Origin of the sequence: Ensifer sp. YR511, assembly GCF_900103045.1 — a bacterium.
Lineage (GTDB): Bacteria > Pseudomonadota > Alphaproteobacteria > Rhizobiales > Rhizobiaceae > Ensifer > Ensifer adhaerens.
The window spans coordinates 1-21300 of the sequence record NZ_FNGR01000016.1 but is presented as its reverse complement, the minus strand read 5'-3'; the positions used below and the strand labels follow the sequence as shown (position 1 = coordinate 21300).

Below are 21300 nucleotides of genomic sequence, written 5' to 3'. Positions count from 1 at the left end.
CCATGGACCAGTTGCTCTCCACGGCCTCTTCCTCCGCGCCGCCGGCGACTTTCATCGAGCTGCGGGAATCTTGCCGTCTGGGCCGACGTCATCTGAAGGGTGGGCGCCTGGAAGTGGCCAAGTTCGTGCTTGCCCATCCGTACGACGTCGCCTTTGCGAGCGCACGGGAAGTGGCCGTGCGCAGCGGTGTCTCGACGACGACAGTCATGCGGCTCGTCAGCGACCTCGGCTTTGAGACCTATGCATCCTTTCAGCAACTCTTTCGAGCGGAGTTGCTGCGCGGCCGGCAATAAGCAGCATTGGGGAGGGGGCCATGAGCACTGCGATCGTCAGCATCAACCTCTTCGGCGCGGTGGCGCTCCTCCTGTTCGGCCTTGGTCAGGTGCGCGACGGCATGCAACGCGCTTTTGGTGCCCGTCTGAAAGCCGGACTGGCGGCCGGGACGCGTGACGGTCTTCGTTCGTTTTTCAGTGGCCTCGTCGCAACCATCGCCCTCCAGAGCTCCACCGCCACCGCTCTCATGGTCGCGTCCTTCGTCGAGCGTGATCTCATCGTGCCGCGCATGGCGCAGATCGTGCTGCTCGGCGCCAACGTCGGCACGGCGATGACGGCCTGGATCGTGGCTTTGGGGCTCGGCTGGCTCTCACCGCTCTTGCTGCTTTGCGGTTTCGTTGTCGGGCGCGGCAGCTCGAGCACGCGCAAGGGATCAGGCGCAGCGCTCGTCGGCATCGGGCTGATGTTGCTATCGCTGCATCTGATTGGCGGTGCGACCGAACCGCTGCGGACCTCTGCCGCCCTTTCGGCTTTCTTCGGGATGCTCGACAATGCCTGGCCGGTGGCGCTCGTCATCTCGGCAGGACTCGCAGCGCTCGCGTCATCGAGCCTGACAGTCGTGGTGCTGATCCTGTCTCTTGCAACATCCGCCAGCCTTTCGACCGGCCCGCTCATCGCCCTCGTTCTGGGAGCCAATCTCGGCGGTGCTGTGCCCCCGGTTCTAGCCACATTCAAGGCTGCGGCGAGCGCCAGGCGGGTTGCCCTTGGCAACCTGATCGTGCGTGCCGTCGGCTGCCTGGCCGCTCTGGCGCTCGCCGGGTACATCGCCCCGCATATCGACTGGTCGCCTGTCTCACGCGGCAATCTGCCGGTTGATGTGCATCTCGCCTTCAATCTCGCACTGGCGCTTCTGGCGGCTCCCCTCGCTCGGCCTCTATCCCGCCTGACCATGCGCCTGTTGCCGGACGAGCCAAAGGCGACGGACGGCCCGCTTTTCCTTGAACAGAACGATCTCGGCACGCCGGTCGCAGCGCTTGCCGGCGCAAGTCGGGAAGTGCTCGGCGTCGGCGACCTGGTCGAGCGCATGCTGGTCGAAGCAAACGACGCCCTGCAGCAGACGGACCCTTCCAGGCTTGCTGCGATCAGCACGCTTGAAGGGCGCGTGGATCGCGTGCAACACGAGATCAAGGTTTACGTCTCGCGCGTCGGCCAGTCCGAAATCGCCGAGGAACAGCGCCGCCACGCCATGGATATCGTCGACTATGCCATCAACCTCGAGCATATCGGCGACATCATCGAGAAGGGGCTCCTTGCCGAACTTGCAAAGAAGATCGCCCGCGGCCTGGCTTTCTCCTCCGATGGCCAGGAGGAACTGTCGCGTCTCTTCGCCATCACGATCGACAATCTGCGCATGGCCCAGGCCGTGTTTGCCACGCGTGACAACGCGATGGCGCGGCGCCTGGTAGAAGCCAAGGAAGATGTCCGCAGGCTGGAGCGGCAGTCGGCTGAGCGGCATCTGCAGCGCCTGCGCGATGGTCGCGCCGAAAGCATCGAAACCAGCTCGCTCCATCTCGACATGCTGCGCGATCTCAAACGCATCAATGCACACATCGCAACCGTCGCGCACCCCATCCTTGATCAGAGCGGGTTGTTGATCGACAGCCGTATCCGGCCGGCGGCCACTTGAGCATTCCGGTCTAGCGTCGGGCGGTCTTGCGCTCGACCATCGTGACGGGAACGACCTGAAGTCGCGTTTCCATCTCGTCGGCTTCCAGCGCTTCGAGAACATGCTCCGTCAGAGCGGAGAAGGACTGCGCAACGGTGGTGAGTTCGTAGCTCTTCCACCCTGCCTGCGGAATATCGTCGAAGCCGACGACGGAAAGATCGGCCGGCACGCGGCGGTGCATTTCGGTGCGGGCAGCGTCGAGAAAGCCGAGAGCCAAGAGATCGGTAACGCAAAACGCGCCGTCGATCGCCTCGTCGCCGAGCACCTCGCAGCCAGCCTGGTAACCGCTTTCATAACTCGTGGTACCGCCCGACCAGGCGACCACCTCGACCCCGGCGGTCGCCATTTTCTTTTTGAACGCAGTGGTGCGGCGCACCTGAGCAGGGGTTTGGCTGCCACTCGAGATCACCGCAACCTTCTTGCAGCCCGCCTCGATCAGGCGCAGTGCTGCAAGGTCCGCACCGCGGGAATCGTCGCTCAGCACCATGCTGGTATCGGTGCGATCGATTTTCTGGTTGATCAGGATCAGGCGCACGCCGTTGGCAATGCACTGGTCGACGATCGATTCCGGCGGCTCTCCGGAAAGAACGATGATCGCTTGCGCCCGGAATTCGAACAGTAGCTCGATCAGCGGCGCGATATCCTTTCGCGCATCCGCGGCATTGAGCAACAGGCATTGCAGACCGCGACGCAACAGGCCGATGCTCAAGAGATCGAGCTGTTTTGCATGGAAGGGTGCGCTGAGATTGGCACCGACGACCCCGATGAGATTGGAGCGGTCGTTGTTCAGTCCTTGCGCCAGCCGGTTGACCCGGTAACCGAGCTCCCGGGCGGCTTTGAGAACCTTGCGCCGCACAGCCTGGGATACGCTGGCTCCGGGCGTAAAGGTTCGCGAGACCGCCGAGCGTGAGACGCCCGCGCGTTTTGCAACCTCTTCGGCCGTCACAAAGCCCCTCGCCATGCCTTTCTCCTGCAGAATCAGATGCTTTTCATCAGGGCCACAAAAGCAGCCCCATTCCAACGAAAAAGTTCGAGCCTACCCGCTCGGTGAACCAGCAGATGATGCCGGTGAACGGTCGCCATCGCTCCGTCTATATCGGCTATTTCTCCCCGCTGAAGTCATTCGCCCAACCTCAATGATCACGTGTTCCAAAAACAATACATCATTGTCACAAAAGAGTCATCAAAAACAACGGCTTATATCATTGCGCACGTGTGCATTTTTTTGTTGACAATGGCGCCTCACCATTGGATCATACGTTCCATAGACAGAGCTGGATTGGAATTTTTGTTCTGTCTATGTTCGTGGTGACGGCGGCGCGGTTGAGGAGCTTGCGCCGACATCTGGCAAGCGCTTGCGCCTGCCCTGCGAACGGGGAGGATTGAATAACCGACAGCCGCGCCTTTTGCGTCATTGAGCGGCTTCTTGCGTAGGTCAGCGCCACGCCCTGGCGGCTGATTTCTATTCCCCGTTGGCACTTTGAAAGTTCCGCCCGGCATCGATCGCCGGGGCAGGCAGCGCATGTTGAGTTCCAAGGGGAAGAGCATGGCCTTATTGAGTGAGACAGCCAAAGCGGCTACATTGCCCGGCAGCGCAATGGCGCCGACGGCATGGCAGCGCTGGCGCTATCGGATGAAGGTCGCGTCGCGGGAGCCGACGACGCTGATCGGCGTCCTGACGGCACTTCTCTTTACCTATCTCATCGTCGTGCCGATCATCTCGATCGTGCTCGATTCCGTGCGCGTCCAATTCGGCCACGAGCGGCGGCTCGGCAAGGACTTTGGTGAGCTTACGCTCTACTACCTTGATCGAGCCTTCCTGTCGCCGGTCTCGGTCGATCTTTTCTGGCGGCCGCTCTTCAACACGCTATCGGTTGCGCTCGGAGCGATCAGCCTGTCTTTGTTGATCGGTACGGTGCTCGCCTGGTTGATCAGCCGGACAGACATGTTCGGACGGCGCTGGTTCGCAACAGCGCTGATCGTGCCCTACATGCTGCCGGCCTGGACCTTTGCGCTTGCCTGGACAACGCTCTTCAAGAACCGCACGGTCGGCGGCCAGCCGGGCTGGTTCGAGGCCATGGGGCTAACGCCGCCCGACTGGGTCGCCTATGGGCGCTTCCCGATCATCGTGATCCTGGCGCTACATTATACGCCTTTTGTCATCCTGCTGTTTGGCTCTGCCCTTCGTCGATTCGATTCCCAGCTCGAAGATTCCGCCCGTATCCTTGGAGCCAAGCGCTACCAGGTGGCGATGCAGATCATCCTGCCGCTGATGCGTCCCGCACTTTTGTCCTCGATGGTGCTGATCTTCGCCAAGTGCCTCGGCGAGTTTGGCGTGCCCTATGTGCTCGGCCTGCCGGTCAAGTTCGAAGTGCTTTCCACCTCGCTCTTTCGCAGCATCGCGTCGCGCCAGACCGGCGTTGCCGGTGTCGTCGCGGCCTCGATCATGCTGATCGGCATCGTCACCCTGATGATCGATGCGCGTCTTGTTCGTGAAGCCCGGCGCTTCGTTACTGTTGGCTCGAAGGGTTCGATGAACCGCCAGAGCCGGCTCGGCAAGTACCGTCTGCCGGCGACCGGTTTTGCCGCACTTATCTTTCTCTTGAGCGTCGGACTGCCGCTTCTGACCCTGTTCCTCTCCACCATTATGAAGCTGCCGGCGCAGTTCACGCTCGACAATTTCACGCTCGACTACTGGATCGGCCGTGATCTCCACACGGTGGCACTGCAGACTGGGGTCCTCTTAAGCCCCGATCTATGGGCGGCTGCAAAAAACACGCTCGTCATCGTCGGCCTTGCGTCCTTGACCTCGGGCATTCTCGGACTTCTTGTCGGCTATGTGGTCATCCGCACGCCGGTGAAGGTCCTGTCGGTCTATCTGCGGCAGGTCACCTTCTTGCCCTATCTGGTGCCGGGTATCGCCTTTGCCGCCGCCTATCTGTCGCTCTTCGCCGTGCCACGCGGACCGATGCCAGCCCTCTATGGTACCGTCACCATCCTGGTCCTGGCGCTGATCGCCGACCAGATGCCTTACGCCTCGCGCGCCGGTATCTCGGCCATGACCCAGCTTGGCAAGGATCCGGAAGAGGCAGCCCAGATTTCCGGCGCAGGCTGGTTCCGGCGGATGATGTTGATCGTCATTCCGATCCAGAAGGGCTCGCTGGTAACAGGCGTGCTGCTGCCCTTCATCTCGGGCATCAAGGGCCTGAGCCTCTTCGTCATCCTCGCCGTGCCGAGCACCGATGTTCTGACCACCTATTCGCTCCGGCTCGTCGACTACCACTACACGCAAGCCGCCAATGCCGTCGTGCTGATCATCGCGGCGATCGCCTATCTCGGAACCCTGGCAGCCCAGAAGCTGACCAAGACCAATCTCGCAGAAGGACTCGGAAGCTGATGCCCACCATCAATCTCAGCGGCGCCCAGAAGAACTACGGCGTCAATTCCGCCAATGCCGTCTCGAACCTCGATCTCGAAATCCGCGACGGCGAGTTCATGTGCCTTCTTGGACCCTCTGGCTGCGGCAAGACCACGACGCTGCGCATGATCGCCGGCCTCGAAAACCTCTCGGACGGCGAGATCCGCATCGGAGAGCGGGTGGTCGACTCGGTCAGGGCAGGCGTGTTCATCCCGCCGGAAAAGCGTGAGATGGGGTTGGTATTCCAGAGTTACGCGCTCTGGCCGCACCTGACAATCGAACGCAACACCGACTTCGGTCTGAGGCTGCGCAAACTGCCGAAGGAAGAGCGTGAAATGCGCGTCGAGAAAGTGATGCAGGCGCTCGACATCGCCAAGTACCGCGACCGCTACCCGTCGCAGCTCTCGGGCGGCCAGCAGCAGCGCGTGGCGCTCGCCCGCATGCTGGCGGTCAATCCAGGCGTTCTGTTGCTCGACGAACCGCTGTCGAACCTCGACGCCCGGCTCCGGCTCGAGATGCGCGCCGAGCTCAAACGCATCCACAAGGAGTTCAAGACGACCATCGTCTTCGTCACCCACGACCAGTGGGAGGCAATGACGCTGGCAACGACGATCGCCGTCATGAACGAGGGCACGCTGCAGCAGATGGGCACGCCCAACGATATCTATGATCGCCCGGCCAATCGCTTCGTCGCGGAATTCGTCGGTAGCCCGCCGATCAACATCCTGAACTTCGGATCGGCCGCCGCCTCTGAGCTGTCGCGCGCAGCCGAGGCCTATCTTGGCATGCGCCACCCGTCGTTGCGCGGCATTGGCTCGATCGGCATCCGACCGGAAGCGATCGGCTATTCGGTCAAAACCAACGATGTGCCGGCCGGCAGCTTCTCCGGCGAAATGACAGTGACAGGCGTCCTGCCGACCGGCGGCAGCTGGATCCTGGAGCTCAGGAACGGCAGCGACACGCTGTTCTTGACGACCAATGCCCTGCCGCGCGTCGAGACCGGAACGAGGGTTTCGTTCTTTGCGCCGCCTGAGGCACTGCACGTTTTTAACAAGGACGGCCAGCGGATCGCCGAAGCGGACGCGCTGCTGCGCAAGTCCACGCTGAACTAAGGCGCTTCAGTGCCGAACGACAAATCGAAACATAATCTGAGGGAGGAACAGACGATGCAATTTCTAAGGACTGAAAGGACGCACCGTGCAATCAGGCGCGCGCTGCTGGCAACGACCATCGTCGCCTTCGCCGGACCGGCGCTGGCACAAGAGCCGTTCGACCTGAACGCGCTGATCGAGGCCGCGCGCAAGGAGCCGCCGATTACGGTTTATGACAGCACCGGCAAAATCGTCGAAATGGCCAAGGCCTTTGCCGAGAAATATGGCGTCGGCGCCGAGGGCTCCAAGGTCAAGGCGACGGCCCAGCTTGAGATGATCATTCGCGAGGCCCGTGCCAACAACATCCAGGGCGATGTCTCGATCATCAGCGACGCACCGGCCGCGATGGCGCAACTCATCCCGCAGGGCTTTGCCGAAAGCTGGCTGCCGCCGGATCTCGCAGCCAACATCCCCACTGAGTATCAGGACCCGCTGACCGTCGTTACCAGCGCCAATGTCTGGGCCTACAACACCGAGCTCTTCGACAAGTGCCCGGTCAGCAACATCTGGCAGCTGACGGGACCTGAGTGGAAAGGCAAGGTCGCCATGCAGGATCCGCTCGGCAAGCCATCCTATGTCGACTGGTTCAACCAGATGGCCAAGCACGGCGACGACAAAGTGGCGGCCGCCTATAAAGAGCTTTACGGGAAGGATCTCGAAACCGACGACGGCAGTGCGACGGCCGCCTGGGTCAAGGCGCTCGCTGCCAACGCTCCCTTGCTGACGGACGCCGATGCGGCCGCTGCTGATGCCGTCGGCGCGCCGGGTCAGTCGCAACCCTTCATGGGGCTGATGAGCTCGGCGAAGTTTCGCGACAATGCCGAAAAGGGCATGAAGCTCGGCCTTTGCAAGGACCTGAAACCCTGGCTCGGCTGGATGTATCCGGGCGTCGGGCTGATCACCAAGGGCACCAACAGCCCGAACGCCTCAAAGCTCTTCATCCATTACGTGATGACCGCCGAAGGCATCGCGCCGCAGGCAGAAGACGGAAAAATGTCGACCAACAAGGACGTTTCGCTGCCCGCAGACGAGCCGTCGGGCATCGGCGCCGTTCTTGATCAGGTCATGCCCTACCAGATGGCAACGAGCCTCGACGACTGGGACGCGCGCGAGACCTGGCAGGACCTGTGGCGGCTCAGCTACCAGAAGTAATCGCCTGAACATGTGAAACGGTCTCCTTGGGAGGGGAAACCATGAGCAAAGGTAAGAACAGGGTTATGATCATGGGGGCGGCATTTGCCGCCCTTGCGGCCGCATTGGCCGTCGAGGCAAACGCCGAGGAGGCGTTTGATCTCAATGCGCTGGTGGAGGCGGCGAAGAAAGAAAAGCCGATCAATGTCTATGACAGCACCGGCAAGATCGTCGAGATGGCCGAGGCCTTCACCGCCAAATACGGGGTGAAGGCGACCGGCGTCAAAGTCTCGGCCAACAGCCAGCTGGAGATGATCATCCGCGAAGCCCAGGCCGGCAACGTCCAGGGCGATGTCGCCCTGATCACCGACGCGCCGGCAGCGCTCGCCCAGCTTCTGCCGCAGGGCTTCGTCGAAAGCTATCTGCCCGGCGACATGAAGGAGAAGATACCGGCGGCCTTCCAGAACCCGCTGGCGATTTCGACCAATGCCAATGTCTGGGCCTATAACACCGAGGCCTATGACAAATGCCCGGTCGGCAATATCTGGGAGCTGACCGAGGCAAAATGGAAAGGCAAGATCGCGCTGGTCGATCCCCTGACCAAGAGCACCTATACCGACTGGTTCAACCAGTTGGAAAAGCATGCCGACAACGCCGTGAAGGAGGCCTACAAGGTCCACTTCGGCAAGGATCTCGAAACCGCTGAAAAAAGTGCAGCGGCCGCCTGGATCAAGGCCCTGGCACAAAACGGCCCGCTGGTAACGGACGGCGACGATCCGGTTGCCGAAGCCGTCGGCGCCGCCGGCCAGAAGGAGCCCTTTTTCGGGCTCCTGAGCTCCGCCAAGTTCCGTGATAACGAAGGCAAAGGCTACAAACTCGGGCTCTGCACGGAGCTGACCCCCTGGGTCGGCTGGACCTACACCAAGCTCGGCCTGATCGCCTCGAAATCCGCGAGCCCGAATGCCGCGAAGCTCTTCATCCACTACGTGCTGACGGAAGAGGGCATCGCGCCCCAGATGAAGGACGGCAAGCTGCCGACCAATGTCGACATCAAGATGCCTGAGGACGAACCGTCGGGGATCATGGAGGTAGCGGACCGCCTCTTTCCCTATGACGCGGCCACTGGGCTTGACGATTTCGACCGGCGCGAGGAGTGGCAGGATTTCTGGCGCGTGAACTACAGCAAGTAAAATCCCGGCCGGCGCGGCCTCACGAGGACAGGTCGCGCCGGCCGTTCCAGTATGAACAGGAAGAGAGCATGACCGACGTCAATCCCGCCACGAGCCGTAGCCAATCCGATAGAGACGCCATGCGCGACTACTCGCGGCGACTGATGACGATCGCCGAAGGTGCGGCCCGCTCGGCCGCCGGCCCCTTGCTCGCTGCCTTTCGCTCGGAAATGGCCGTCGACTACAAGCGCGATCTCCACGACGTCGTGACGGTCTACGACAGGCAAGCCGAGGCATCCATCCGCGACTACATCTTCGCGCACGAGCCGAATTCGGCGATGCTTGGCGAAGAGGGCGGGCAGGTCGGTGAGGGCGACATCCAATGGTATGTCGATCCGATCGACGGGACCGCGAACTTCGCACGAGGACTTGCCTTCTGGTGCATATCGATTGCGGCGGTCGAAGGCGGATCGGTTGTGGCCGGGGTCGTCTATGACCCGGTGGCCGATCTCCTGTTTTCGAGCGACGTCGAGCGTGCCTATCTCAATGGAAAGGTCATTGCCTCCAAAGCCATCGGTGACGAAAGCCGGGCAACGCTGATCACCGGCTACCCGGTCTCGCGCGACTTTCGCCTGGATGGCCGCAACGAGGCACTTGCCCGCCTCGGTGATCTGGTCGAAACCTTCTCGACCGTGCGTCGCCCTGGAAGTGCAGCTTTGAGCATCGCCCATGTGGCGGCGGGTTTTGTCGATGCGGCCGCGGGCTTTGGCGTCAACGCCTGGGATGTGGCCGCAGCGACGCTGATCCTGAAGAACGCAGGCGGCCGTTATGCGCCGTTGTCGCTTGGCAAAGTGCCGGAAGGATCCGTCGACTACCTTTGCCCGGGGTATCTCGCCTATGGCCGCGGTGGCGACTATCCAACCCTGAACCGTGTCGCCGCCGCAATCTCTGCCGGGCGCAGCGCGAAGGCGCCGTCGCCATGAAAGCCCACGAGGAAACCATGCTCGACAATCTTAGCGATGCCTCCGCCACGGAAACGACCAGCAGCGAATTGCCAAGGCTCAGTCTCGTCTATCCGAAGCATCCGACCTATGGCGTCGACATCTTCATTTCCGGGAAGGAAGGTGCGAGCGACCTCGAACTCCTGCGCAAGTGCGGGATCACGACGGTCGTCAATTGCGCGGTCAATCTGGACTTCAATTTCGTCGACCAGCCGAAGCTCGTCTCGGATCACCGCAACAGCATCCATGGACCGGGCGAAATCCGCTACTACAAGATCGGGCTTATCGACGGGGATGGGAACCCGGACACGCAAATGCTGGCCGCCCACTACATCCTGCGAGCGGCCCTGGAGCAGGTCCTGCCCGAAAAGCCGTCCTATCCCAGGCGCGAACGTGGCGGTGTGCTCGTCAACTGCCGCGGTGGCCGATCGCGCTCAGTCGTCGTCGTGTCGCTGTTCCTGCATTTGACGCTGCCTGATCAATTCGAAACATTGGAGCGCGCCATCGACTTCGTCCGCGAGAAGCGCGAGATCCCAAAGGACGAGTGGTACAAGGCGCCCAAACCGGTTCTGGCGGCCTCGGCCGAGCGAGCCGCGGGATGGGCACGTGCGATTGAGAGCGGGAAGGCCTGACCCGAGAACGCAGTTCAGAGACCGTCTGCAGTATGGGCCACGGAAACCTGCTCTCAGTACCGCCAGGGATGCCGACGTCTCGACGTCAGCCAGCCGTCGACGCATTCTCGGCCGCCCCTCCGGTCGCGACAAGCCGGTTCTTTCGCGCATGCCAACGCGTTCGAACGCCCAAGCGGAATCGAAATCGCTTTATTAGGCGGAGCGCCTTGACGCGCGCGGCCGGCGCCACCCTTGACGCCGGCAGATCGTGATTGAGTAGTATGAAAGGCCCTATTGTTTGGGCAATATGCCCTTATTTACGAGCCATGTTTCGAAGGTGCCGGGGCACCCTTCGCTGGTCCATCGTCCCCGATAGGAAAAGCCGGGTGCTGCGCGCGCCGTCCCGACGAAGCCGTCATATGCGCTTCTATCGGCCCCGCCTATTTTGAATGCCTTACCGGGATGTTTCCTCTTTGCCTTTGTGAATTTCATCGTCCGCCCCTTACGCAGTACAACCATGAAGTCGAAAGCGTCGCACAGCGCACGGAGCAGTCAAGGATTAGGCAATGAGCAAAAGGGGTTAGTCGCCGCACTGCCTCAGCAGTCCGGCAACCTCTGAGTGAAGAAGACCCAGAATCCGCCTCTCGGGCACGCCAAAATCGCTTCCAACCGGCGAGCGTGGCAGCTGGCCGGTTGTGCCGAAGTGACGCGCGTTTAGCGCAAAATATCTTCAAATAACCTCGTTTCGCGCCTGTGTCAGAGCTCTGAAGAGCGTCTGAGAGAGTGCATACCGTTAACTCGGCCCGAAATTAAAGGATTGGCAAGGCTCCCTGCACGAAGAGGCGACTACTCTCCATCTGGTTGCAAAGAAACTGCCATGAATATACTGAACCTGCCACTGATCAGGCATTGCGCCTTGGCCCTGCTGAAATGCCGGTCCGGGAACTTCGGCCTCTTGGCAGCGCTTGTCGCGATCCCCCTCATTGCCGCTCTTGGCGTTGCGATCGATTTCGCAGCCGCGGTCAACCGAAAGGCCGCTATGCAAAGCGCGGCCGATGCTGCGGCACTGGCGGGAGCTGCAGCAGGTGTCGGTTCGGCGCAGAAGATCGCCGTGGGTTTTCTCGGCGCCCATCTTGGCAGCAACGACACGCAAGATCTGAAAGAGCCCCCCAGCTGGAACCATCAGGTCACGGTCGAGCGGGATACGGTAGCGGTGGCCGTCAATGAGGACTACGAAACCGCCATCATGCATATGTTCGGCTTCAGGACGGTTCCGATCTCAGTCATCGCGAAAGCCGCCCGAGGGTCCGGCAGCTCGGCCTGCATCCTGATCCTTGATCCGGGCAGGGCCGATGCGCTGAAGATCATCAATTCGAACTCGGTCACCAGCGAATGCGGCTTCCAGGTGAACTCGTCCCATTCGCAACGTGCGTTCTACGCTGAAAACCAGGGGAAGTTCGCAGCACCGCTGATCGCCGTCACCGGCCAGTCGAAGCTTTCCGGCCGCCTGATTTCGCCGCCGCCGGTCGACGGATCTCCTGTCGTGCCCGACCCCATGGCCGGCATGCCCGAACCGGTGTCGCCGAACGACGCCTGTACCTCCCAAAGCCTGAAGACGATCAACAGCCAGGGCAAGTCGTCGCTCGAGCCCGGGATCTATTGCGGTGGGCTGACCGTGAATGCCACGGACGAGTTAACGCTGAAGCCCGGAATCTACGCGTTCCGCCGCGGCGCGTTGACCTTGAACACATCGGCCAAGGTCATAGGCAAGGACGTGCTTTTCTATTTCGAGGACGCGCAATCGCCGCTGTTTTTGAACGGTGCGGCAATCCTGCAGGTATCGGCGCCCACCAGCGGCGCGCATGCCGGCATCCTGATGTTCCAGGGCCGGCAGGCGAAGGACAGCAGCGTCCAGTTCCGCATCAACACGTCTGCTGGAAGCTTCTACAATGGGGCGATCTACTTGCCCTATGCGGTGGTCGACTGGAACGTCAGCGGAAGCCTCAATTCGGAATCGAAGTTTACCGCACTGATTACCAGGGTTTTGAACCTCTACGTGTCCGGAACGGCCTTCTTCAAGAAGCCGGGGGAAGAGGGCAAAGATTTCGTGCCCAACGGCTTCGGCAGGGGAGGCGGCGTGCGGCTGGTGGAATAGCGTCGAAACCAGCCCGTCGTAATTGCGTGCCCCGGTGGCTTCGCTCGTGCGCTCGACTTTTCGGCATTGCCAATCATCGCGAAGATGGAAATGCTCAGCGGCGAAGCAACAAAAGGCATTGCGCTTGGTGCGGGGCCGCAGATGGATGGATATGGCTGAACGACGATACGGCGAAGCGCCGCCCAAGACCGACAGCACGATTGCAAGCGCCGACTGGTACGGTCGCCAGATCGAGCGCGAGCGATACGACAACACGCTGTTCGTCGATCTCGACCTGACCGAGGCGCAGACCGTCGGCGTGGTCTTTCACGAATGCACCTTCCGGCGAGCCCGGTTCAATGCATCGTCACATCAGGCCAGCGCCTTCGTCAACTGTACGTTCGTCTCCTGTAAGTTCTTCGATAGCCGCTTCAAGGAGTGCAAGTTCGTCGGAAGCATGTTCGACGCTTGCGAGTTCGACCAGATGCAGGTGACGGGCGGCGACTGGTCCTTCACCGGATTGCCAGGCGCTGCTCTCGGCCGCGCATCCTTCAAGGAAACGCGAATGCGGGAAGCGGATCTGACCGGCGCCTCCTGCAAAGGCGGCTCGCTCAGGGACGTCGATCTTTCAGGTGCCTGGCTGCATGGGGCAGATTTTACCACCTGCGACCTCAGGGGCAGCGACCTCACCGCCTTCGATCCGGAGAACCTTCGCCTCAAGGACGCGATCATCACGATCGACCAGTCGATCATCATCGCCGAGGCTCTGGGTCTCGACGTCAGGCGAAAGTGACGCTGCCGGCGACGTATAGGACCCAACGGGTGCCTGCCGCGGACATGTCTTCGACGGCGCTATGGATCGCCTCAAAGGCATCGCTCTTGAACTTGCGCTTGGTCGCCATTGCAAATCTCCTAGAGGGCACCGGTCCCGATTTCCGCGTCAAGCTCGGCCTGCGCCGATAGAGTTCGGCGAACTTCCGGAAGGCCGGGAGGTCACTTGCCGGAAGATGGGGGAGGCGGGCCGGAGGTAAGGCCGGATTGCCCGAGAGCACCAAGAGATACCATCACACAGAGCTTTTACCCGATAGCATGCTGCAATGCCGCGGTGTCGACACCAAACGAAACCCGCGGAAAGATATTTCCGCTGGCTACAGCCATCCGGACCTTTTGAACCGCCAGTAGAGAATAGAGCAGAGCGTCGCAATGACACCGAGGACGGCAAAGTAGCCGTAACGGGTTGCCAGTTCAGGCATGTGTTCGAAGTTCATCCCGTAGATTCCGGCAATGGCTGTCGGTACGGCAAGAATTGCGGCCCAGGCTGCAAGCTGCCGTGTGATGGTGCCCTGTCGTTGCTGCTCCAGGAGATTGGAGGCCTCGAACACGGACGTCATTATCTCGCGAAGGCCGCCCACCAGGCCTTCCACACGTCTGACATGGTCAAGAACGTCTTTGAAGAATGGCTTGGCATTGTCGTCGATACAGGGCAGCTCGAGATGAGTTAGCTTACCCGCCACCTCTCCCATCGGTCCGAGCACCCGCTGGAAGCGAATGACGTGACGGCGCATCCGGAAGATACGCCTGATCTGCTCGGGTTGCAGGAAGGACACAAGTACGTGTTTCTCGAGCTCCAGAACTTTGTCCTCAAGCGTTTCGACCACCGGCAAATAGCCGTCGACAACGAAGTCGATGATGCCGTGCAGGACATAGTCCGGTCCGTGCTCAAGAAGCTGGGGCGACTGTTCCAGGTGTTGGCGCAGTTCCTTGTGGGAGCGGGCAGAGCCGTGGCGAACAGAAATCAGGTGGTGCTTCCCCACGAAAATGCAGGTTTCGCCGTAGGTGATCTTGTCACCCTCAAGGTGGGCCGTCTTGACGATCACGAACAACTGGTCGCCGTAGATGTCCACCTTCGGCACCTGATTGCCGTTGAGGGCGTCTTCGACGGCAAGTGGGTGAAGAGCGAACATGGCCTGAAGGTCGGCCATTTCCTGCTTTGTCGGTTCAGTCAAACCGATCCAGGCGAAGTCGCCACCTGATGCTTCGAATGGTTTGGCGGCAAGCGGGATTTCTTCGGCGCGCTTGCCCGAACGATACATGTAGGAGGCGACGACTGGCATTTTTTGAAGTTCCGGGAGTTGATATCGCAGCGTGAAGCATCTGACCTAAGGTTAGATCGTGACTTGCTCGCCAATCTCGACCACGCGATTGGCTGGCAGCTTGAAATAGGACGATGGATCGATGCCGAGACCTGCAAGTGCAATGTAGAGCTTGTCTTGCCAGCCGGGCAGACCTGAGTTCGGGTCACCAATAAGGGTCCTGCGCCCGAGGTAGAAAGAGGTCTGCATGATTTCGAACTTGAAACCTGCCTTCTTGCACAGTGACAGCGCCTTCGAGACGTTCGGTTCGTCCATGAAGCCGAAGCAAAGCTCGAGCCTTGTAAACCTGTCTGACAGTTCAGTCATTGAGACGCGGTCTTCCTGCGCGACATACGGATGCTCGGATGTGCGAACCGTCAAAATAACATTGCGTTCGTGCAGGACATGATTGTGTTTGATGTTGTGGAGGAGAACGGCGGGTGTCTTATCGCCGACGCTGGTTAGAAAGATTGCCGTCCCTCGAACGGTCTGGGGCGCATGGGTGGACTTCTCTATCGAGCGGATGAATGTTTCCAGCGGGATATCGTTGCGCGCGGTCTTTTCGCGCAGCATTGCGGATCCCCGCGTCCAAGTCCACATCACCACCATGATTGTCAGTGCCAATGCCACCGGCACCCAGCCGCCATCATGAATCTTGAACAGATTGGCAAGCAAGAAGACGCTCTCGATGACGAGCAATGGCGCTAGAAGCAGTGCAGCCAGAACGGTTGAGTATCCCCAGACGGAGCGGAGAAACTGGAACGCCATCACTGTTGTCACAACCATCGCGCCTGTGACCGAGATTCCATACGCGGTCGCGAGAGACTCTGAGTCCCCGAACGAGAAAATCAGCACGATGACCCCGACGAACAGCAGCGCATTTACGGCAGGGACATAGATCTGGCCGGTGTTGGTCTCGGACGTAAATTTGATCAGCAGTCGAGGAAGAAAGCCCAAATGGACCGCCTGGCGAGCGAGAGAAAACGCTCCCGTGATGACAGCTTGGCTAGCGATGATTGTCGCCATGGTCGCGAGAATGACCATCGGCAGCAGCGCCCAGTCTGGATAGAGAAGATAGAATGGGTTGTTGACCGCGTCTGGGTGGCTCAGCACGAGCGCGCCTTGGCCGAGGTAGTTCAGCGCCAATGCGGGGAATACAAGGATAAACCATGCCGTGCTGATCGGTTTCCTCCCGAAGTGGCCGAGATCTGCATAAAGGGCCTCGGCTCCCGTGACCGTCAGGAAGACGGCGCCAAGCACGATCAGACCTGCCCAGCCTGCATGCGTGATGAACCACAGGGCGTTGATCGGGTTCAGAGCCTGCAGGATGGTCCAGTCGTCGCCGATGTGGATGAGACCGCCCCACGCCATCGCGAGGAACCACACAACCGTGATTGGCCCGAAAAACCTTGCGACCGCTTCCGTACCCTTGGACTGCACGGCAAACAATGCAACCATAATGACCGCAGCAAGGGGAAGCACGTAGTCCGAAAAGGCTGGTGTGACGAGTTTCATGCCTTCGAGCGCCGACATGACCGAGAGGGCAGGGGTGATCATGGCATCCCCGATAAACAGGGCCGCCCCGATTAGGCCCGCGAAAAACAACACGGGCATGAAACTGCCGGTCTTCTTCATCAAGAGCGCGAGAAGCGACAATGTTCCACCTTCACCGTCATTGTCGGCGCGTAGGAGGAAAAGCACGTATTTGAACGTCACGATACACGTCAACGTCCAAACCATCAGGGAAATGAGACCGATGACTTCGTCAGGCTGCGCCCCGTCGTTCAAGAAGGGGCGAAGGGCCTCCCGAAAAGCGTAGAGCGGACTTGTTCCGATATCGCCATACACAACGCCGATGCATCCAAGCAGTAGAACGAGAAAGCTCTGCGTTCCCGATCGAGGTCCGACAGCTTCGCTGTGAGCATTGGGCATAAGGTCTCCTGAAACACCGTCGGCATTAGCGATGGCAGATATATGCTGCATTGCGAAAGTCCAGGCAATTCTCACAGGAACCGCTCGAGAATGTCGAGTGTGAATAATCGGCCGTTGGACAAACCTAACTCGCGAAAACATCAGGGAATGGTTTGCGTTCCCACCCGCATCGGCTGAGATCAGTGTTCCGCATTGCTGAGGCGAACCAGTTGCGCTTTTCTCTCGAGAATACCGAACGATGACCGACGCAGTGAATGTCGATTGTGAAGTCTCTGGGCCCGCATCGCAGACCGAGTTAAGCAAGGTTGCCCTTGAGGCAGAGTTTCGCACGCAACCTAGAATTACACACTTATTAAGAGAGTAGGTGTAGGCAATCTCGGGTGAGTTTGGGCGCTTCACACGAGTTTCATCTGCCATGAGTTTAGTTGTCGGCGAGACAAGTGTCGCGCGAGTTGATGAACGCTGGTCGGCAACGGGGTATTGGCTGATCTGCATCTTTATCGTCGGCCTACTCATCGGGTTCGATTTGTCCGGTGAGCGTATTCACAACGCTGACATCGACGACAGTTTGCGGGGTCTGCAAATCAAGGCATTCCTTGAGGATGGCGGGTGGCTTAGGCCGGCAATACCGCGGATCCTGATGCCCGAGCCGTATATTTCGCCTTGGTCGCGAATAGTTGACCTTCCCTACATGCTCATAGCTTTCTCTCTTCAGTCCGCCTTGGGAGCGGAAGACGCGCTCGCGGTGGCCTTCCAGGTTTGGCCAGCCGTAATGGCAGTCTTTTTCACCATTGGGGTTGTTGGGGTTTTGAGCCGGATAGCGCCACGAGAAGGTGAGCTTTCGCCCGGAATGCTATGCGCCGTCCTCGTCCTTATGGCCTTCGCGATCTGGGAATTTAGCCCTGGCCGCATTGACCACCATAACTTGCAGATGGTGCTGTTGCTTACGTTGATATACGGGGTTGGCAGGTTCGATCGCATGGGCGGGGCGGTCGTCGCGATTTCAGCGACGATCTCGCTCTTGGTAGGCCTGGAGACGTTGCCTGTTATCGCGCTGGTGTTGGGAGCCTTGGCACTAGCGTGGGCCGCGGGTTTGGACGGCACCCGAACGATGCTTGCCTCAACCGCCATCACATGCCTGGTTGCGGTACCCATCCTGACCTTTTTGGTAATCGGTCCTTCCGGGTTCTGGCGTGTGGAGAACGATGCTTTCTCCGCACCATTTGCATTCGCACTGCTTGGCTTTGGAGCGATCGCAACCGTGACCTTATGGCTGGTGCCGGAGGCTTCGAGCGCGGCGTTCAAGTTTGGACTTTTGGCTACCGCCGGTTCGATGCTATCGGCTGTGCTGTTGTTCGCCTATCCACAGCTTTTGGCCGGCCCATATGCAGCCATCGACGATCTGGCCCGGATATATTGGTTTGATCGCATCGACCAGGAAAAGAGTGCCCTGGAGTTTTTCCGAACAGGGGACTACGGCTCACTTGCTCTACTGGGTATTTTCAGCTGCGTCCTGGCTGTTAGCTTGCAGCGCGCGTTGAACGCCCCCCGAACGGCAAATCCGCAATTCGCTATCATCCATGCTGTCGCCGTAGCGCTCCTCCTGACCGCGTTGGTCTCCAACCGGTATTTGCGCTTCTCTGCTGCCGTCGTTCCGTTGTTGCTGCCGGCTGCGGCGTCGGTAATTCGCGAAGACAGCCAGGTGGCGGTTAGGCGGTTGGCTGCGTTTGGCGGGATGGCTGTTGTGATGGCCACCTCATTCTACTTCGTCGTGCCTTTTGAGCGTAAGACTACGGATGCTTTTGACCACCTGCTCTGGAATGATTGCAAGGGGGCGGATTTCTCGCTGCTTGCTACCCTTCCACCTGGACAAGTGATGACGCCGCCGGCACTGGGGCTTGAGATCGCCCGTAGGTCGCAGGACAGCCTTACGGTGTCGAGCGTTCCCTTTCACCGGGCCGCGCCAGCCATCGGACGGGTTCTTCGGGCCTTTATGTCGAGTAGCAACAATGAGCGGAATGCTCTTTTAGCCGGGTTCGACTATCTGGCCGTTTGTCGGGCGCCGTTAGGGCTCGTGGGAAGCGAGAAGATGCCGTTGTTCGATGCCATCATGACAGGCAGTGCTGGGCCGGGCCTTCATCCCGTATCATCAGTCAAACAGTCTGACCTCATCGTACTGCGGATTGAAAAGTAGCGTGCGCCCAGGAGTATATGTTTGGTTTCGCAGGCCACGTTCAGCCGGGCCACGACAGGATCCGGGGCCGGCAGAAATCACGTCGAAGCGGTGAGTCGAAGCGGTGAACGGTCACGCGGAAAGTTCACCATTCCGGATCGCTGCGGGGCTGGAATGGACGCCACTGCCGTTCCGTTCCGCTCACGGTTTGAATTGTAACGATACTTATTGTCACTTCCCACTTGCCGCCAATCAGTGCAGTGGTTCATCACGTAGTTTGTTTGGTTGCTCCGCGACCAGCTTTGAGAGAACCGGCAGTATGAAGAAACCGAACCCTCTGACGCACTTCCCGCGGACGAACATTTTCCGTCCAGGCGATGTTTTCGTTCTGTTTGGTGAGCTGTTCGATCGGGGTTATGCCACCCATCTGGTCGACCAAGCCAAGAAGGCCGGCATGGAAATTGTCGGGATCACGGTTGGCAGACGAGACGAAGCCAATGTTCTGCGGCCACTGAACGACGAGGAACTTGCGGCGGCTGAAGCCCGGCTCGGAGGCAAGATCATCAACGTGCCGATCATGGCCGGTTTCGATCTTGACGCGCCTGAAGGCGAGCCCACTCCGACCGACCTTCTCGCGAAGATGACGCTCGAGACGTGGCAAGACGAGAAGCTCGACTGGTCGCACATCGAGAAATGCCGAAACGTCGGCGTCGAACGGTTCAAGAATGCCCTTTCTGAAGTCATGGGGATCCTCGATGGCATGATCGCTGATGGCAGGAATGTCTTCTTCGCGCACACCATGGCCGGTGGCATCCCGAAGGCCAAGGTGTTCATGGTCATCGCCAATCGCGTCTACAAGGGACGTGGCGCGCGCCACATGTCGTCGCAAACGCTGCTCGACAGCGATTTGGGCAAGCTCATTCTTCAGAATTTCGACGAGGTTTCGGCCAACACGTTCCGACACCTGATCGATCTGAGCACAGCCATCCGGGCGCGCATCGAAGCTTCCGGTGGCCAGGTTCGTTATTCGGCGTTTGGCTACCACGGTACGGGCATTCTCGTTGCTAACGAGTACCGCTGGCAGACCTATACCAATTACACGCAGGGCTACGCCAAGATGCGCCTGGAGCGCATCGCTGAGGAAGCCTGGAACAAGGGCATTAAGGCGACGGTCTACAATTGCCCTGAGATCCGCACCAATTCTTCCGACGTGTTCGCCGGCATCGAGCTGCCCCTCATTCCGCTTCTGCTCGCGCTGAAAAAAGAGGGCGGTGGCGAATGGGTCGCGCAGCAATGGCAGGCCTGCCAGGATTTGTTGGCAAATGGCTTCACCGTCGATGACGTCTTGCGGAAGATTTCCGATATGCAGACGAGCGAAGTGATGCGGCCGTTCTACGACTTTTCGTCCTGGCCAATGCCGAATAATCCGGGACAGTCCGACCTGACGATCGGTACGTCGAGCGAAATCACGGCGATGCACCGGGACGGCAAGGCGCTGATCTCCGATCTCTTGAGCCGGCTGGTGGTCGAAGCAGTTGGGCAGCTCATCTTTGGTGAGAGCTCGGCGCCATCGGGCCCTGTCCTGTGGCTCAACCACGACATCGTCGCGCGCACGCTGATCGAGACGAAAGGGTCAGCCCGCAACGCTCTCGAAGCGGCCTAAGCGCGACGACGCAGGCGGCTACTGCCTGTCTCCTTGAGTCGCCTCCGATTGCGCGTCTGATCAGACGCGCACGCGAGGTCGATGACCGTGACGTCAAGCAGTCTTGGCGGTACTGGTCGTTAGTTGAACCAGACGACGCGTGACGATTGCACCCGCTCGGCCGACCTTTTGGGGTGGCCCTCGGCGTCCTCGGCAAACAGCGTCTTGCGTGCCAGCCAATCCATTTGCGCGAGCGCTTCGGCGATCGTGGTGTCGGCTGCGATCGTTTCTCTCTTAAATCTTGTAGCTCAAGAAGTTTGCCGGCGTAGGGCGCGCCGAGAGAGAGGATGTGCGCCTTTGTTTCAGTATCGTGATCGTTCGGATACAGGGTTTGGTTGAAAGTCGTGTCGTCGCCGGGTTGTCTGGGCGTTTGCCTGTGACTATGTGGAGTTGCCCCCAAAAGACCGGACATGCTCAGGTTTGAGATTGCGAGTTGATGAACTCGCGCGGTGATTGATATCCTAAAGCACTATGCGGGTGAAGATTGTTGTAATGCTCGAACCAGAACGGCAGTTGAGCGATGACTGTTTCAGCATCCGGGGTGGGGTTCACCGAGACGTAATCGCGCTTGAATGTTTTGACGAACGCCTCGGCCATGCCGTTCGACTGTGGGCTTCGCACCGGTGTCGTGCACGGTTCCATGCCGATCTCGCGGAGCAAGGATGCGGTGTCCTTGGCGATGAAGCAGGAGCCGTTGTCGGTGAGCCATTCGATGGGTTCGGACAACATATTGATGCGGCCGAAGCG

The 21300-nt window shown here is 59.9% G+C and carries 16 protein-coding genes and 1 pseudogene; 12 read left to right on the top strand and 5 right to left on the bottom strand.

Annotated elements, in window-relative coordinates:
- The first annotated feature begins 2 nt into the window (after window positions 1-2).
- The gene (locus BLU15_RS23900) at window positions 3-293 is read left to right on the top strand and encodes a MurR/RpiR family transcriptional regulator (RefSeq protein ID WP_049810991.1); all 291 of its coding nucleotides are present in this window, start codon (window positions 3-5) and stop codon (window positions 291-293) included.
- A 20-nt stretch (window positions 294-313) separates the two neighbouring features.
- Window positions 314-1960 (top strand): Na/Pi cotransporter family protein, encoded by a 1647-nt coding sequence (locus tag BLU15_RS23895; protein WP_090298577.1) that lies wholly within the window; start codon window positions 314-316, stop codon window positions 1958-1960.
- A 10-nt stretch (window positions 1961-1970) separates the two neighbouring features.
- Here BLU15_RS23895 and BLU15_RS23890 read toward each other — a convergent pair whose 3' ends face one another.
- Window positions 1971-2960 carry a LacI family DNA-binding transcriptional regulator gene (locus BLU15_RS23890; RefSeq protein ID WP_089045101.1) on the bottom strand — a complete coding sequence of 330 codons (990 nt, stop codon included), beginning with the start codon at window positions 2958-2960 and terminating at the stop codon, window positions 1971-1973.
- A 585-nt stretch (window positions 2961-3545) separates the two neighbouring features.
- Here BLU15_RS23890 and BLU15_RS23885 point away from each other — a divergent pair.
- The 8 genes from BLU15_RS23885 (at window position 3546) to BLU15_RS23850 (ending at window position 13407) form a co-directional block, all read left to right on the top strand.
- A complete protein-coding gene (locus BLU15_RS23885) occupies window positions 3546-5396 on the top strand; it encodes an ABC transporter permease (protein ID WP_029742781.1) in 1851 nt (616 codons plus the stop codon).
- Window positions 5396-6529 carry an ABC transporter ATP-binding protein gene (locus BLU15_RS23880; RefSeq protein ID WP_090298573.1) on the top strand — a complete coding sequence of 378 codons (1134 nt, stop codon included), beginning with the start codon at window positions 5396-5398 and terminating at the stop codon, window positions 6527-6529. Before BLU15_RS23885 ends, BLU15_RS23880 begins: the two co-directional genes overlap by 1 nt.
- A gap of 54 nt (window positions 6530-6583) precedes the next feature.
- Entirely contained in the window at window positions 6584-7720 is a 1137-nt protein-coding gene (locus BLU15_RS23875) for an ABC transporter substrate-binding protein (protein WP_034796395.1), read from the top strand.
- Between the two features lie 65 nt (window positions 7721-7785).
- Window positions 7786-8889 (top strand): ABC transporter substrate-binding protein, encoded by a 1104-nt coding sequence (locus tag BLU15_RS23870; protein WP_090298570.1) that lies wholly within the window; start codon window positions 7786-7788, stop codon window positions 8887-8889.
- 119 nt (window positions 8890-9008) lie between these two features.
- Complete coding sequence (locus tag BLU15_RS23865) at window positions 9009-9851, top strand: inositol monophosphatase family protein (RefSeq protein ID WP_371590025.1); 843 nt, start codon at window positions 9009-9011, stop codon at window positions 9849-9851.
- 17 nt (window positions 9852-9868) lie between these two features.
- Window positions 9869-10501: a dual specificity protein phosphatase family protein gene (locus BLU15_RS23860; protein ID WP_060580825.1), complete on the top strand. Its 633-nt coding sequence runs from the start codon at window positions 9869-9871 to the stop codon at window positions 10499-10501.
- Window positions 10502-11357: 856 nt separating this feature from the next.
- The gene (locus BLU15_RS23855) at window positions 11358-12635 is read left to right on the top strand and encodes a pilus assembly protein TadG-related protein (protein ID WP_090298567.1); all 1278 of its coding nucleotides are present in this window, start codon (window positions 11358-11360) and stop codon (window positions 12633-12635) included.
- Between the two features lie 151 nt (window positions 12636-12786).
- Window positions 12787-13407, top strand: coding sequence for a pentapeptide repeat-containing protein (locus tag BLU15_RS23850; protein ID WP_034796525.1), 621 nt, complete (start codon window positions 12787-12789; stop codon window positions 13405-13407).
- 28 nt (window positions 13408-13435) lie between these two features.
- Here the strand turns inward: BLU15_RS23850 and BLU15_RS40070 are convergent.
- From BLU15_RS40070 to BLU15_RS23835, 3 genes and pseudogenes are all read right to left on the bottom strand, one after another.
- A pseudogene (locus tag BLU15_RS40070) lies at window positions 13436-13516 on the bottom strand (transcriptional regulator); the annotation flags it as partial.
- A 246-nt stretch (window positions 13517-13762) separates the two neighbouring features.
- Window positions 13763-14728, bottom strand: coding sequence for a magnesium and cobalt transport protein CorA (locus BLU15_RS23840; protein WP_060580704.1), 966 nt, complete (start codon window positions 14726-14728; stop codon window positions 13763-13765).
- 51 nt (window positions 14729-14779) lie between these two features.
- Window positions 14780-16678, bottom strand: a complete 1899-nt coding sequence (locus tag BLU15_RS23835; RefSeq protein WP_034796384.1) for a potassium transporter Kup — start codon at window positions 16676-16678, stop codon at window positions 14780-14782.
- Between the two features lie 415 nt (window positions 16679-17093).
- Here BLU15_RS23835 and BLU15_RS23830 point away from each other — a divergent pair, with 415 nt between their 5' ends.
- Together BLU15_RS23830 and BLU15_RS23825 are read left to right on the top strand one after the other, a co-directional pair.
- Window positions 17094-18872 carry a hypothetical protein gene (locus BLU15_RS23830; protein ID WP_090298563.1) on the top strand — a complete coding sequence of 593 codons (1779 nt, stop codon included), beginning with the start codon at window positions 17094-17096 and terminating at the stop codon, window positions 18870-18872.
- Between the two features lie 298 nt (window positions 18873-19170).
- Window positions 19171-20514 carry an enoyl ACP reductase FabMG family protein gene (locus tag BLU15_RS23825; RefSeq protein ID WP_090298560.1) on the top strand — a complete coding sequence of 448 codons (1344 nt, stop codon included), beginning with the start codon at window positions 19171-19173 and terminating at the stop codon, window positions 20512-20514.
- Window positions 20515-20967: 453 nt separating this feature from the next.
- Here the strand turns inward: BLU15_RS23825 and BLU15_RS23820 are convergent.
- Window positions 20968-21300: integrase core domain-containing protein (locus BLU15_RS23820; protein ID WP_143034220.1), on the bottom strand; the 333-nt coding region annotated here is incomplete at its 5' end.

Bases quoted from the DNA above. Each gene is read 5' to 3' on its own strand.
- BLU15_RS23900 (WP_049810991.1), top strand. From the start codon at position 3: ATGGACCAGTTGCTCTCCACGGCCTCTTCCTCCGCGCCGCCGGCGACT.
- BLU15_RS23895 (WP_090298577.1), top strand. From the start codon at position 314: ATGAGCACTGCGATCGTCAGCATCAACCTCTTCGGCGCGGTGGCGCTC.
- BLU15_RS23890 (WP_089045101.1), bottom strand. From the start codon at position 2,960: ATGGCGAGGGGCTTTGTGACGGCCGAAGAGGTTGCAAAACGCGCGGGC.
- BLU15_RS23885 (WP_029742781.1), top strand. From the start codon at position 3,546: ATGGCCTTATTGAGTGAGACAGCCAAAGCGGCTACATTGCCCGGCAGC.
- BLU15_RS23880 (WP_090298573.1), top strand. From the start codon at position 5,396: ATGCCCACCATCAATCTCAGCGGCGCCCAGAAGAACTACGGCGTCAAT.
- BLU15_RS23875 (WP_034796395.1), top strand. From the start codon at position 6,584: ATGCAATTTCTAAGGACTGAAAGGACGCACCGTGCAATCAGGCGCGCG.
- BLU15_RS23870 (WP_090298570.1), top strand. From the start codon at position 7,786: ATGATCATGGGGGCGGCATTTGCCGCCCTTGCGGCCGCATTGGCCGTC.
- BLU15_RS23865 (WP_371590025.1), top strand. From the start codon at position 9,009: ATGCGCGACTACTCGCGGCGACTGATGACGATCGCCGAAGGTGCGGCC.
- BLU15_RS23860 (WP_060580825.1), top strand. From the start codon at position 9,869: ATGCTCGACAATCTTAGCGATGCCTCCGCCACGGAAACGACCAGCAGC.
- BLU15_RS23855 (WP_090298567.1), top strand. From the start codon at position 11,358: ATGAATATACTGAACCTGCCACTGATCAGGCATTGCGCCTTGGCCCTG.
- BLU15_RS23850 (WP_034796525.1), top strand. From the start codon at position 12,787: ATGGCTGAACGACGATACGGCGAAGCGCCGCCCAAGACCGACAGCACG.
- BLU15_RS23840 (WP_060580704.1), bottom strand. From the start codon at position 14,728: ATGCCAGTCGTCGCCTCCTACATGTATCGTTCGGGCAAGCGCGCCGAA.
- BLU15_RS23835 (WP_034796384.1), bottom strand. From the start codon at position 16,678: ATGCCCAATGCTCACAGCGAAGCTGTCGGACCTCGATCGGGAACGCAG.
- BLU15_RS23830 (WP_090298563.1), top strand. From the start codon at position 17,094: ATGAGTTTAGTTGTCGGCGAGACAAGTGTCGCGCGAGTTGATGAACGC.
- BLU15_RS23825 (WP_090298560.1), top strand. From the start codon at position 19,171: ATGAAGAAACCGAACCCTCTGACGCACTTCCCGCGGACGAACATTTTC.